This is a genomic window from Methanocalculus pumilus, from assembly GCF_055382585.1.
In genome coordinates this window covers 1,394,110-1,407,396 of record NZ_AP042393.1, presented here as the reverse complement: position 1 = coordinate 1,407,396, position 13,287 = coordinate 1,394,110, and the positions used below count along the sequence as shown (strand labels likewise).

The window sequence follows — 13,287 nt, the reverse complement described above, 5'->3', positions numbered from 1 at the left end:
TTTTCATAAGAGAGAGGAGATGTATTCAGATCTCCTTATTGTTGCTGCTCTTTTGGACCTGCACTCTCCCCCGACTGTCCCTCTGCAATCTCCTCGAATATGGTGTCCACTCCAACCAGTGTATTGATCCACCTTGTCTCCTCGCTTGACTGGAGTATGATCAGAATAAGCAGGGTGAATGGCACAGCAAAGACGAGCCCGACCACACCAAGTGTCCAGCTCCAGAAGATGAGCGAGAGGATGACAACGAGTGCGGGCATCTCGAACCGTTTTGATGCAAGATGTGCATACACGGGATTCTCAACAACGACATTCAGGATGATGACAAGAACGACCACCACAACAGCGCCCCAGACCCCAAACTGGAGCCAGGCAAAGAAGATCGCGGGTATCGCTGCGATGATCAGCCCGATATAGGGGATGTAGCCGAGTATCACTGTCAGAATTCCCCAGAGGATGGCGGAGTGTACCCCCATCACATAGAGGATGCCTCCAAAGAGAAATCCATGGACGATATTCGTCTCTGTCCTGACGACGACAAAATCCACCATGAACCTGCTCATCCGGGCGAACTGTCTGAGGGATTTGTTCTCCACGCTACCGTAAATCTTCCTGATCCGCTCTGGAATTTTTGGTGCTTCAAGGAGGGTGAAGAAGGTGGTGATCGCAATGAAGAAGATATATAATAATGCCTCCCCAAGGCCGAGCATCGACTGGGAGATGATCACAGCAGTCGACTGGAGATCTATTGTCGGATGGGTGACTGATGTCCGTTCTATCCCGAGTCTGTCAAGGAGCATGAAGATATCAGCGAGACGTTCCTGGAGCTCTGCCTGGAAGAACGGGAGGTCGGCGATGAGCTGGCCGATTGAAGCGAGAATCAGAAGAATCAATGCGATAATAATCAGTATTGCTCCGCCTGTGATGATAGAAACTGCGGCAATATCGGGGAGCCCTTTCTCCTTCAGCCACCGGACACAGGGGTAGATGAGCATGGTGAGAACGAGCGAAAGGAGGAGGATATTGATGATATACGAGGTGATCTGAAGTCCAATTACGACAACGATGAGGAGCGCCAGAAAGACGAGTGTCCTGTAGGTGACGGGGATTGTCCGTGTGTCAATCATTGTCCACTTCTTCTCTCTTCAAAGAGATCATGCAGCCGGAACCTGTGTGGTCCCAGTCTGCCATCAAAATTCGATGCACCGATTGCGAGGATGCCGCCATGTGCAGTTGCCGCCTCTATCCCGACCCTCATAGCCGTTTGGACTGCATCATGACCGATCCCGTTGATCACCACTTCATAGATCGTATTGACGCCATCAGGCACCTGTGAGCCTTGCACCTTTCCTTTCAATGTCGGGCAGAGGAGATGGTTTGTGCTGGCGGGCATGGGGAAACGGTAATTTTTGCATCCGACTTTTGATCCGCTCCCGACAATACCTCCGGCAAAACTCATGATCACATCCCATACCGGCTCTATTGCCTTTACTCCTGCCTGTGCGGCGGCGAGAGCCTCGCGGCGGTCATTCCCCATTACGAGGAAATTTCCTCCTGCAATGCCTTTCACGGTCCCATACCGCTCCTCTCCGATATATTCCCCTTCCATGACAGGAATACGCCAGCAGTGACGGTTGCCGACCATGCACCGCTCCTCATACCCGTCTCCAAAGTAATGCATCCGTGTATAGAACCGATCGATTGCATCGGGGAGTCCGTCAAAGGCGGATGCTGTTGGCGCCGGGAGGATGCACTGGGAGATTCGATCCGATACATTTGATCGCATCTGTTTCTTCTCCGCGGAGATCAGGATCGAGACACCCGGTCTTCCGTCAGGGGTATCATCCCAGTTGCCTTCTATCCCTGCCTCACAGGGGCAGTAGATCTTTGAGGTGGCAAATCCTGTTGCTTCTGCTGCTGCTGCATATGCTAGTTCATGCGTGTCTGCGGTGACGATCACCCGTGAGATCCAGACCGGGAACGCCTCGGCAAATGTATCGATTATGGTGATCCCGTTTCGTTCCATCCGGGATCACCCTCTCTTGAATATGACTCCGTCTTCGGTGATGATTGCATCCATTGGAATGTCGTGTGGGTCAAGCGGGAGTGCTTCCATCTCCTGGCAGGCAAAAGCGATCCCTATCTTCCGAATCGTTGGGTACTTCTCAAGGAAACGGTCATAATAGCCTGCGCCATAACCGATACGCCCGCCCCGTCGGTCGAACCCGAGCATAGGGAGGATGATCGTATCGATATCTGCACCATCCGCTGGGATCTCATTTCCGATCGGTTCAGGAACTCCGAAGGTGCTTGGGATCAAAACTCCCATATTCTCAATATAAGATAGACGGAGGCTGTAATCCTCTTTCTGGATGATCGGGACGACGACAGGATTTTTGTATGCGAGGAGCATCGTGATGAGAGGAACTGTGTTCACCTCCTTCTCCTTTGAGGTGTAGACCATCACCGTCTCATTTGGCTGGATCATCTTCATCAGGTGATTACAGATCCGCCTGCTCCTCTCAAACCGCTCTTTTGGTGTCTGCATCTCCTTTCTCTGCCTGAGTATATTCCGAATCGTTTCCTTGTCTTCACCCATAGGAATCATCACCTAATGGGAGTAGTAGAGCAGGAAGGTATAAAAGACTCATCCCTCTATCTGCGCCCCATCTCTCTTCTGCTTCCTCAGGGTGTATGCAATAATCATGCCGATCAGAAATGCAGGAGTGATGCCGCCGATGAGAGCGATGATTCCCATTGTGATTGTGACCGGATAGGAGTCGGTCTTCATCCCATGTTTTCCAAGTTCTAGGGCAACAAAGATGAGAAGTCCACCGAATATGCCATAGGGGATCAGGGTCAGCACTTCAGGGGGTGCAAAGGCGATTGCAAAACCGATAATGATAAGGCCTGCGATGATGTTTGCCCCGCCGGTTCGAGCACCGAACCGGTACATGGCGGCAAGCCCCCCTGCCCCGTGGCATATCGGGAACCCGCCAAAGGGTGCTGTGGTCAGGTTCATGATCCCGATCGTCTTTGCCAGCCGGTCAGGTTTGATCTCGTGCCTGAAGAGGTCAAGGGTGAGGAGCGAAGTGGCAAGGATTGCGTTGCCGATGGTGAGAGGGATCTGCGGTATCACCAGGTGCAGAGCTGAGAAGAGCCAGTCTCCTGATGCAGGTATGATCAGCTCAGGAAATGGAATCAGCCGAAACGGGGGCAGCCCGGTTATGATGATACCTGCGCCAAGGCCGATTCCGATGACGATAAGCGAGGAGATATCCGGGATCTGCCTCAATTGTCCAGCAATGAAGAACCCTCCTATGATCAGAATGGCAATTGCTGCAAAGAATGGATCCGGTATAATATAGCCAAAGGATGTCCTGAGAAGAATCAGTGCCAGGCCGACCTGAATGCCCCGAATCACACTCACCGGGATCACCCTCTGGAGCCTCTCCATTCCTTTCAGATAGCCAAGGATGATAAGAAACAGCCCGATGATAATTCCGGATGCGGCGATCTCGCCTGCTGTTAATCCTTCAGCGATGGCGATGGCACCGATCGCCTTCATCGGCTCGATTGGGACAGGGAGCTTGTAATAGAGCCCTGCGATGATGAACCAGAGCCCGACACCGAGGAATGCATAACTGACATTGACTCCTGCGGCAATCCCTGCCCCGAGGATGATCGGAAAGATCGTCCCGAAGTCGCCGACCGATCCTGCAAGCTCCCTGAGTGAGAAACGGATGCCTGTCTTCTGGTTCTCTTCAGGAGCCGGTTCCATATCCATCCGCATCACTCTTCTTGTTAGAGGGATTGGAACTGTTTACTGATAAAGAACATGGATAGTTTCAGAATGCTGCGGTGGATTCTTACATCCATTATCGTGGTGGCTCTCTCAGAAGATCAATCATTGTTTTTGGGAATTTCTCTGAAAAAATATCTGCATAACGCTGATCGATTATGGAAACGATTGCATTAGTTCCTTTCCGTGTGGTGGATATACCCACCCGCTCAGCTCTCCTGATAAGCCCGTCCTTCTCCATCGCGGCAAATTGCGGCAGGACATAATAGTGGGGTATACCAAGGTGTTCAGCAAGCCGACGTGTTCTGGGGAGTGATATGGAAACCTCCTCCCCGGTAACACTGATGGTGATGCGGCCTTCTTCCAGGATGAGCCGGATGGCCGCATCAAGCATTTCGTGATGTTCGTATGCGTTCATTGAATGCTCTCACTATTCTGCTCTCTTCGTAAGAGCGGTTCAGTTCAGATGCCAGAGACAGTGCCTGTCTGCTGCCTTACTTTGATTTCTTCTTGCCGTGCTGGTCTTCAGGCATATCCTGGAGATACACGATCTCAGCACCGGTATCGGTTGCAATCTGTTCAAGTTCGGTCTTCCGGAAATGAGTTCCCTCAACCTTCAGCTGTCTTTTGTCATCTGCACCTGCGGTGACTGCAACAACCCTGAATCTGGGTTGTTTTACACCTGTGCCTACCTTCTGTCGTTCTCGTACATAGATCTTCATACCCTCACCTCATTTCAGTTGGTATATCAATTGATATACATGCATTGTATAAATAAGTTTGCACAATATGCTCCCTATTCGGGTAATTTTGGATCTCTGTTCTATGAGGAGAGAGTTCATGGTGTTTATTAAACTTATTAAATGTATTTAATCAACAATACATTATTCATATTTGTCAGCGAATGAATATGCTGGTACAGATGAAAGAGGAGAAGGGTTCGTGACCGTTTATCTTGGCATTGATGATACGGATACGCAGGAATCACGGGGAACCGGAAGGCTTGCCCGTTCTATCGCAGATGAACTGTCTTCAGAGTATACGATACTCGGTGTCACACGGCACCAGCTTTTTGTCCATGATGAGATTCCCTATACATCCCATAATAGTGCTGCTGTTATTCACATCGATTGTAATGGCGATGGATCTTTGCAAAAGATTTACCTGGGAGCCCGCGAGATGATGCTCTCTGAGTTCATCGTTGGTAGTGATCCGGGTATCTGCATCGCAACATCAGATACAATCACCCCCCCGGTTATTGCATTCGGATGGAGTGCGAAAAACACCGTTCTCACGCAGGAAGATGCACGTCATCATGCAAAGAACTGTGGGATCACCCTTGAAGGGCTTGGCGGGACTAACGGCGGTATCATTGGTGCGCTTGCCGGGGTTGGCTTAGCGGCTTCCGGGGAGGATGGCAGGTTTGTTATGCGGGGACGTTCCCGGATGATGACTGGAACCCGGAGTGTTGATGAGCTCCTCGCCTCCGGGATCGATCAGATCATGACCCGGGATCGCGAGCCGATTCTGGAGGGCCATGTGGAGATCCGGAAGTTCCCAAAACCGGCTCTCGTGAATGGGAAGGCAGTCCTTTTTGTAGCCGGAACAGACGGACACTATCAGGATCTCGTGGTAGGATGAGATCATCATGGGATTGTTTTCTTTTTCGCGCCACTCAGGATAGTATGTGCCCGATTCCAAATGAATGATAGATATTAAGAATAATAGAGATTTCACAATGGTTTGATTATTATGCACAGAAGAAGGGAGATTGAATCAAAACTGAAAGGTGAGACGCTTGGTCGTCGTGGCCTTCTGAAACGGTATGAAGGTACAGATCAGCTCAGGATCGCTCCAGATCTGCATGTTGTAAAGATCGGAGGGCACGGGATCGTCGATTACGGAGCCCCTGTCTTGAAGCCGCTTGCAGAAGAGATCGGATCGCTCTCACGAAACCATCAGATGATGGTTGTGACCGGCGGGGGTGTTCGTGTCCGACATATCATGGATATCGGCCTGGATCTCGGTATGCCAACCGGTGTGCTCGCGGAACTCTCCGGTAAAGTGAGCGAACAGAATGCGCTGATGATGTCTGTCCTCCTCTCCGCGTATGGTGGAACCCGCATTCACTCATCTGATCTTCTTGATCTTCCGATGCTCCTCAGGATGGGCATTCTTCCGGTAACTCATGGCACACCTCCCTATGGGCTGTATGAATCTCCATCTGAAGTCGGCATGATCCCGGCTCACCGGACAGATACCGGTGCCTTTCTTATGGCTGAGGTGCTTGGGGCAAAATCCTGCATTCTTGTCAAGAATGTTGACGGACTCTTTACCGAAAATCCATTTGATAACCCGGATGCAGAGTTAATTGAGGAGATTACTGCCGCAGAACTCCTGAATCTGGGGATGGAGGATCTGGTACTTGAAGATAAGGTGGTTGAGATGATGCAGGATGCAAAATGTGTCAGACAGATTCACATCATCAATGGGCATGTTCCCGGCACGCTGACACGCCTCCTGAATGGGGAGCGGGTTGGATCGATTATCAAAGCATGAATGTGGGATGTGATGGTTTATTGTGTTAATTAGATATGATTGACATCAATCTAAAAAATAACCGTTAAATAGTAAAAGATAGTAATAAACCCTGTTTACTATGGAATGGAACAGAATTATTCTCGTGGCAGCCCTTCTGATTGCAGGGCTGCTTGTTGCAGGATGCGTCAGCAGTGATGCACCTGCCGTACCGGATGCAACACCTACCGGCCCTCCGGAAGAACTACGTATCGCAACAACCACAAGCCTCTATGATACAGGATTGCTTGATCACCTGAGGCCCGCATTTGAGGAGAAGTATAATGCCAAACTCCTGATCGTCTCTGCCGGTACCGGGAAGGCTCTCGAGTACGGCCAGCGGGGCGATGTCGATGTGATGATGGTCCATGACCGTGCCCGTGAAGATACCTTCATGGCTGATGGCGATGGAGTTGAGCGGCGTGTCATCGCATACAATTACTTTGTGATCGTCGGTCCTGAGTCTGACCCTGCAGGCATCCGTGGAACAGAACCCGAGGAAGCGTTCCAGACCCTTATGACTGAGGGTAAAGCCGGGACTCCGGGTGTTGTCTTTGTCTCACGCGGTGATGCATCCGGAACTCATGCAAAAGAGAAAGCCATCTGGAAGGCAGCAGGCTATGACTATGCAACCGATGTCCAGAACTCAGGCGACTGGTATGTTGAAGCAGGATCCGGTATGGGTGCGACACTGGTGATGGCAAATGAGAAAGAAGCATACACCCTCTCGGATCTTGGGACATTCCTTGCATACAAGGGAGATCTCCAGCTTGTGCCGGTCGTTGATTCCGGAGATATCCTCCTGAATATCTACTCCACAATGCTGATCAACCCTGAGAAGCACGCAGGTATCGACACCGAACTTGGTAAAGCCTGGATCAACTACCTAATCTCCGATGAGGTGCAGCAGGAGATTGCCACATTTGGTGTTGCAGAGTACGGTGAACCCCTCTTCTTCGCAGCATCCGGTAAATGGGATCTGATGGGAGTTCCCGAGGCAGAGGTAACTTCACCTGTTCTCTGATCGAAAACCACCCTTTTTTTGTCCTCTTCGACAAAACTGTCCATGAGAGTATGCTATGAATGAGATCGTTGCAGGGTTCACCACCGCAATCGAGTTGATCGTAAGCCTGGATCCGGAGGTAATAGAGACCGCTATCCGTAGCATTGCCATCTCGCTCACCGCGACGTTCTTTGCCACCCTGCTTGCGATTCCGATCGGATCTGTCATCACCTTTACTGAATTCCGGGGAAAGAAGGCACTTATCAACCTGATCCAGACGCTCTATGCCCTTCCAACGGTGCTTGTCGGGTTGTTTGTTTTCCTTCTGATCTCACGTGCAGGTCCTTTTGGTTTCATGCGGCTCCTCTTCACACCTGAGGGGATGGTGATCGCACAGACGATCCTGATCCTCCCGATCCTGATCGGTCTGACGATATCAGCCCTGAAAGGAGTGGATCTGACGATCCTTGACACCCTTCGGTCACTGGGCGCAACCCGGTACCAGTTCATGAACAGTGTCGTCCGCGAGGCACGGTATGCAATCATGGCAGCTGTAGTCCTCGGATTTGGCAGGGCAATCTCTGAAGTCGGTGCTGCGATCATGATCGGCGGGAATATCCGGGGTCATACCCGCGTGCTGACGACCGCAATCTCGCTTGAGACCTCGATGGGAAACCTCGCGATGTCAATTGCCCTTGGGATCATCCTCCTCGGAATAGCCCTTGTGATCAACCTCATGTTAGCATATGTCCAGAACCGGTGATCCTGATGCTCAGACTGTGTGATATTACCAAAAAATTCGGTGACACCGAAGTGCTCAGGGGAGTCTCTGCTGAGATCCAGAAGGGTGAAATCTTTACGATCATCGGCCCTTCGGGTGCTGGAAAGTCGACATTACTCAGGATTATTGATTTCCTGGAGACGCCAACTTCGGGGTCGATCATCTTCGGAGGGAGGGATATTACCTCCGCGGGATCAATTGAGGTACGCCGCAGGATGGGAATGGTCTTCCAGAAATCAGCAACCTTCAACACAACCGTGTACGAGAATGTTGCCATCGGCCTCAGGTTCAGGGGGATTTTGGAGGCAGAAGTCAGGGAAAAGATTACAGAAGCCCTCGGGATTGTCGGGCTCACCGGGTTTGAAGAGAGGAAGGCAAAGACGCTCTCAGGTGGGGAGATGCAACGGGTGGCGCTTGCACGGGTACTGGTCACAAATCCGGATCTTCTTCTTCTTGATGAACCTACAGCAAATCTCGATCCGGTCTCGGTGGAGATGATCGAGGATCTGATCAAGAAGATCAACCGGGATTATGGGATCACCATTCTCATGTCAACACATGATATGGTCCAGGGGCAGAGGCTGGCACACCGGATAGGGGTGATGATGAATGGAGTATTTTCCCAGATCGGCACCCCCCGCGAGATCTTTTCGGCCCCCCATGATCGCTACGTTGCCCGCTTTGTCGGGATTGAGAATATTATCGAAGGTACCATCACTGCAAAAGACGGCGGCCTTGCCACTATCGAGGCAGATGGTACGCGTCTCTATGCGATCTCCCCGCTTACAGAGAGAACTCATGTACATCTCTTCCTCAGGCCTGAGGATATTGCCCTCAGTTGTACAGGCGAACATGCGACAAGTGTCAGGAACGTCCTCCCCGGAAAGGTGGTTGAGATCATCCCGATGGGACCATTAAACCGCCTCATCCTTGACTGTGGGGTACAGCTCATCGCCGTTATCACCTGGAAGGCAACCGAGGAGCTTGGGATCAGTGTGGGATCTGAGATCTGTGCATCTTTCAAGGCCTCGGCTGTGCATGTGGTTGAGAGGTAGAGGCAGGTCATCCTTCTATCTTATCTATAATCTTCTTTTCCTGCATTTTTCGCGAAAAAGATTATCGATCATCCTCTTCGATCAATATCCGTCCACCGCGAACCCCCATTATTGCACAAAGAGCATGTACCGGGATTCCTGCCCGGATCTGATCCCTCCCTGCCTCAAATACCTTTTCAACAAGCACCCCGATGCCAACAACCTCCGCACCCGCCAAATCGGCAACCCTGATTAGTGCGGCGGCAGTCTCCCCCCGTGCCAGCACATCATCGATGATCAGCAACCGGTCCTGGCTCCCAATGTATTCCGTCAGGATGAAGAGATCCGTCTTATGTCCTTTTGTCCGTGAATGCAGGCTATCGTGAAAAAATGGTCCCTGCATCGTCTTCGGGAGCTCTTTTCTGGCGATTAATGCCGGTATGCCAAGCTCCATTCCGACGGGGAGTGCCGCGAGTATCCCACTCACCTCGGCGGTCCGTATCTTTGTCGGGGAGAGGTGCCTGAAATGCTCTGCCAGTTCCTCTCCGCATCGCTTCAGGAGGTTGGAATCGGCCAGATGATGGATGAACCCCTGCATCATGATCAGGCCGTCATCGCGTGCGGTTGCATCTGATCTGATCCTTTCGGCAAGCTCATCTTGTGCTCTTCTCTCCGCTGTCATCAGGATAACCATTCCTGAGAAAGGCAGGTATAGATGTATAAGGATATCGCCTGAAGATACGAATCCTTCCGGGTGATTTAACCAAACTGGGGAATCTCATCCTGACGCAATTGTGGATTTCCAGACCGAGGTTGACAAAAGTATTGTTTTGGTTTTGCTGCGTGGATAAGAGTCATATTTTCTTTGAGAAATACATGCAACACTCCTCCTGAGTCATATCCGCTTTCTCAATGAGTCTGCGCAGCAGGCCAATACCTAGTAGTTCTTTCCCGGCATGAACAGGGATTGAGAGATGAATCTGGCTACCAGCTTTTATGAGGATATGATGACTCCCCTCAATATGATTCACAATCCATCCTGCTCTTTTGAAAGCTGCGATGTGTTTAATTGCGTTTGCTCGCGGGAGCTTAGGTATATTGTATTCCAGAGGAATCAAGATCGATACTCATATGAGATGGAAGAGAACTGATCTGGATATTCTCAGATGCCATCTTTAATCTCGAGCTCAGACAGCCAATGATTGCTTCATGGATATTTTCAATAGCTTCTTTGAGCGTTTCTCCTTCGCTCATACATCCCGGCAGGTCAGTACACTCCACGACACAACCCCCATCCTCGTCCTTTTCGACAATGAGAGAGAATTTCATAATGGTATCGTAGATCATATTCTGTCAGGACATTCTATAAATGTATGTGTATGCCCAGAGATCGCTGTACCCATACCTTTTCACGATCACGAACTCTCTGTCTCTCACAACCGCAATCGTTACCCCCGGCACATTCTAGAGTGCGAGGTTTGCCGGCATGATCTCATCAAGAAACGCCTCGACCTCTTCCGGGTCAACCGGCCTGGTTGTCTGCACAGAGAGCTGATCTGATCCGGCAACCTGCCGGGCTACAATGAAGCAGATCAAAAGAAGAAGGAGAAAGTACCCTCGATAGTCCATGCGGAGTCATGGATTGAAGGGGTGATAAGCCTTGCTGGGTTCTTTGGATATCTCAGCAAGAGTACTCTGATCACCATTTTTGACATTCATAGAATCATCCTGATTGTGATGTTCTCCAGTCCAAAGAGTCCGGAATCGATAGTATCCGTAATTCCCTGTAAATTTAATTAAGGCTCTGTACCAAGTTAGAATTACAAAAGAGGAACAGAGCCATGGATATATACGATTTAGCAGAAGATTATCTTTCCGATCCAAACGGTGCAATGCAGACCCTGCTGACCACCTTCATGAACATGGTTATGCGCTGTGAGGCTGAGCAGCAAGCCGGAGCAGGGTATTATGAGCGTTCTGAACACCGGACTGCCACACGGAACGGGTATTCAGAACGAGGTTTAAAAACACGATACGGCGACATACGGCTTCAAAAACCTGAGTTTCGTGAGAAGCCATTCCAGACAATTATCTTTGAGCGATACTCACGAGTTGAACGCGCTCTTATTCTTGCAATCACCGAGTCGTATATCAACGGTGTCTCGACCCGAAAGATCAATGAAACGATGAAACACTTCGGGATCACCAACATCTGTCCGGATACCGTCTCCAGGATGGCCAAGGAACTTGACGGTGTTGTACAAGAATTCAGAAATCGTCCAATCGAGCATTCTTTCCCGTATTTAATCGTTGATGCAACGTATCTCAAGGTCCGTCGCGGTACCCGTGTCGTATCTCAGGCTCTTCTCATCACAGCCGGGATCCGGGAGGATGGGTTCCGTGAGATACTCAGTATCGACCTGATGGACAGCGAAGGTGAAGCCTTCTGGTACGAACATTTTGAGATGCTCAAGGAGCGTGGTCTCCACGGAGTACAACTTCTCATCTCTGATGGACACACAGGGATTCAGAATGCAGTTCAACGAGCTTTTCTCGGTTCTAGCTGGCAGATGTGTCATGTCCATATGCACAGGATCATCAAATCCAAGGGGATCAGGAGGTGCGATATAAAAATCGTTGTTGAGATTGTCAGAAATGGAATTCAGGGAGATTTCCAGGCTCTCCAGAGTGCCATACAACAGTTGGAAGAGATGGGATACAAGAGTGCTGCGGCAAGTCTTGAACGGTTCTCTACGGACCTTCTCAACTACCAGGCGTTTCCTGAAGAGCACTGGAAACGTCTCAGGACAACGAATATGCTGGAACGCGTGAATCTTGAGATTAAGAGGAGATCACGAAGTATTGGGGCGTTTCCAAATGGTGATTCAGCGATGCGTCTTATAGGGTCGATCCTGATTGATATCAATGAAGACTGGCTCTGTGGCAAACGATACCTGACGATATCGCCTCCTGTCGATGAGATGACCAGATCGCCCAGAGAATGTCCTGCAGCTGTTCAATAGTCCTGTCCACGAACTGCCGTTGAATCCCTGCAGAAAAGGAATGACGGGTGACTGGTGCCCTGTGGCTGCATGTGGTCGGGGGTGGGTGAGCCCACCCCCTTGTCGTGAGGATAGCCCGCTGTACTGGCAGAGACTTTGCGACAGTCAATTGTTGCACATAATGTTTAATATAGAAGAGATCGAATTGATGTTAGGTACAGGTCTTGCCTAATTTACAGGGAGATACTGACACAACCCCGGAATCAGAGTGGTATACTGTGGTGGAGGGAAAAAGAGATTATATAAGTTTTGAATTTATCATGTCTGCGAGCATTCTTCCCAGTTCAGTGAGCCGTATTGAGATATTACGCCCTTTCTTTGCCTTTTTAATGAACCCGGACTCCTCAAGCTTTGAGAGGTGATGGGAGAGACGGCTACGCTCGCTTTTGAACTCCTTGCTGTCCTTCTCGATATCAGGGGTGATCATGAAGATGAGGCTGTCAAGTGACTCGACCCCCTCTCCAATGAGAGTGATGATATGCCGCTGTTCTTCACCTGGATAATCCACCGGGATGACCGGGATCTCAATGACCTCCTCAATTCCGATCTCCTCTCCCATGTCATTATATTTTGGGATGGCTGTAATCATCTTTGATCCGGTCATGCAGGCAGCGATATAGGCACCAACCGACAAGGTATGGGTTGAGCCGGATGTGTTGAGGAAGACATCATTTCCAATCATCTTCTCTTCAGTGATCATCTTGAAGAGCTGATTTGCTGCCTTCAGAAGAGATTGCTTGTCAACTGCCCGGATCTCAATATCCCAGAGCATCTTCAGCTCGGTCTGAATCTGCTTTGCAATTTTTCTGATATTCTGCTCACTGGCTTTATTTTTATCTTCCCCAACGATAAGAAAGAGTTTTGAGAAAGGAATTTCACGAAGGGCGCTGATCGACTCGATCAGGCGATCCTTCTGGTTTCCCACAAAAACAATGTGTGTAGTTGGCATGTACAATATAGCTATCACGTTGAATCGTGTATATATCTTTCTATGGATCAACCTCTTTTTCGAAGTCCCTAAATTAAAG

17 protein-coding genes are annotated in these 13,287 nt (G+C 50.0%); 6 read left to right on the top strand and 11 right to left on the bottom strand.

Annotated elements, in window-relative coordinates; translation table 11 throughout:
* Positions 1-35 precede the first annotated feature (35 nt).
* The 6 genes from ACZ44I_RS07430 to ACZ44I_RS07405 all read right to left on the bottom strand — a co-directional run bounded on the left by ACZ44I_RS07430 (position 36) and on the right by ACZ44I_RS07405 (position 4,524).
* Positions 36-1,127, bottom strand: a complete 1,092-nt coding sequence (locus ACZ44I_RS07430; protein ID WP_464551178.1) for an AI-2E family transporter — start codon at positions 1,125-1,127, stop codon at positions 36-38.
* Positions 1,124-2,026 (bottom strand): formylmethanofuran--tetrahydromethanopterin N-formyltransferase, encoded by a 903-nt coding sequence (gene fhcD, locus ACZ44I_RS07425; RefSeq protein ID WP_464551180.1) that lies wholly within the window; start codon positions 2,024-2,026, stop codon positions 1,124-1,126. The genes ACZ44I_RS07430 and fhcD overlap by 4 nt, the downstream gene beginning before the upstream one ends.
* Positions 2,027-2,032: 6 nt before the next feature.
* On the bottom strand, positions 2,033-2,599 hold the full coding sequence (locus ACZ44I_RS07420) for a 5-formyltetrahydrofolate cyclo-ligase (protein WP_464551182.1): 567 nt from the start codon (positions 2,597-2,599) through the stop codon (positions 2,033-2,035).
* A 48-nt stretch (positions 2,600-2,647) separates the two neighbouring features.
* Complete coding sequence (locus ACZ44I_RS07415; RefSeq protein ID WP_464551184.1) at positions 2,648-3,787, bottom strand: putative sulfate/molybdate transporter; 1,140 nt, start codon at positions 3,785-3,787, stop codon at positions 2,648-2,650.
* Between the two features lie 91 nt (positions 3,788-3,878).
* Entirely contained in the window at positions 3,879-4,220 is a 342-nt protein-coding gene (locus ACZ44I_RS07410) for a hypothetical protein (RefSeq protein WP_464551186.1), read from the bottom strand.
* A gap of 76 nt (positions 4,221-4,296) precedes the next feature.
* On the bottom strand, positions 4,297-4,524 hold the full coding sequence (locus ACZ44I_RS07405) for a hypothetical protein (protein ID WP_464551188.1): 228 nt from the start codon (positions 4,522-4,524) through the stop codon (positions 4,297-4,299).
* 220 nt (positions 4,525-4,744) lie between these two features.
* Here ACZ44I_RS07405 and ACZ44I_RS07400 point away from each other — a divergent pair, with 220 nt between their 5' ends.
* The 5 genes from ACZ44I_RS07400 (at position 4,745) to ACZ44I_RS07380 (ending at position 9,218) form a co-directional block, all read left to right on the top strand.
* The gene (locus ACZ44I_RS07400; protein WP_464551190.1) at positions 4,745-5,443 is read left to right on the top strand and encodes an ABC transporter substrate-binding protein; all 699 of its coding nucleotides are present in this window, start codon (positions 4,745-4,747) and stop codon (positions 5,441-5,443) included.
* A gap of 111 nt (positions 5,444-5,554) precedes the next feature.
* A complete protein-coding gene (locus tag ACZ44I_RS07395; protein ID WP_464551192.1) occupies positions 5,555-6,361 on the top strand; it encodes an amino acid kinase family protein in 807 nt (268 codons plus the stop codon).
* A 100-nt stretch (positions 6,362-6,461) separates the two neighbouring features.
* On the top strand, positions 6,462-7,403 hold the full coding sequence (locus tag ACZ44I_RS07390) for an ABC transporter substrate-binding protein (protein ID WP_464551194.1): 942 nt from the start codon (positions 6,462-6,464) through the stop codon (positions 7,401-7,403).
* A gap of 55 nt (positions 7,404-7,458) precedes the next feature.
* Positions 7,459-8,145, top strand: a complete 687-nt coding sequence (locus ACZ44I_RS07385) for an ABC transporter permease (RefSeq protein ID WP_464551196.1) — start codon at positions 7,459-7,461, stop codon at positions 8,143-8,145.
* 5 nt (positions 8,146-8,150) lie between these two features.
* Complete coding sequence (locus tag ACZ44I_RS07380) at positions 8,151-9,218, top strand: ABC transporter ATP-binding protein (protein ID WP_464551198.1); 1,068 nt, start codon at positions 8,151-8,153, stop codon at positions 9,216-9,218.
* A gap of 61 nt (positions 9,219-9,279) precedes the next feature.
* Here the strand turns inward: ACZ44I_RS07380 and xpt are convergent, their stop codons facing one another.
* The 4 genes from xpt to ACZ44I_RS07360 form a co-directional block, all read right to left on the bottom strand.
* The gene (gene xpt, locus ACZ44I_RS07375) at positions 9,280-9,891 is read right to left on the bottom strand and encodes a xanthine phosphoribosyltransferase (protein WP_464551200.1); all 612 of its coding nucleotides are present in this window, start codon (positions 9,889-9,891) and stop codon (positions 9,280-9,282) included.
* A 160-nt stretch (positions 9,892-10,051) separates the two neighbouring features.
* The gene (locus ACZ44I_RS07370; RefSeq protein WP_464576451.1) at positions 10,052-10,228 is read right to left on the bottom strand and encodes a type II toxin-antitoxin system HicA family toxin; all 177 of its coding nucleotides are present in this window, start codon (positions 10,226-10,228) and stop codon (positions 10,052-10,054) included.
* Between the two features lie 58 nt (positions 10,229-10,286).
* Positions 10,287-10,544, bottom strand: coding sequence for a type II toxin-antitoxin system HicB family antitoxin (locus ACZ44I_RS07365; RefSeq protein ID WP_464551204.1), 258 nt, complete (start codon positions 10,542-10,544; stop codon positions 10,287-10,289).
* Positions 10,545-10,661: 117 nt separating this feature from the next.
* Complete coding sequence (locus ACZ44I_RS07360) at positions 10,662-10,826, bottom strand: hypothetical protein (RefSeq protein ID WP_464551206.1); 165 nt, start codon at positions 10,824-10,826, stop codon at positions 10,662-10,664.
* 212 nt (positions 10,827-11,038) lie between these two features.
* Here ACZ44I_RS07360 and ACZ44I_RS07355 point away from each other — a divergent pair, with 212 nt between their 5' ends.
* The gene (locus tag ACZ44I_RS07355) at positions 11,039-12,220 is read left to right on the top strand and encodes an IS256 family transposase (RefSeq protein WP_464549371.1); all 1,182 of its coding nucleotides are present in this window, start codon (positions 11,039-11,041) and stop codon (positions 12,218-12,220) included.
* A 277-nt stretch (positions 12,221-12,497) separates the two neighbouring features.
* Here the strand turns inward: ACZ44I_RS07355 and ACZ44I_RS07350 are convergent, their stop codons facing one another.
* Positions 12,498-13,208: an HFX_2341 family transcriptional regulator domain-containing protein gene (locus ACZ44I_RS07350; protein ID WP_464551208.1), complete on the bottom strand. Its 711-nt coding sequence runs from the start codon at positions 13,206-13,208 to the stop codon at positions 12,498-12,500.
* Positions 13,209-13,287 lie beyond the last annotated feature (79 nt).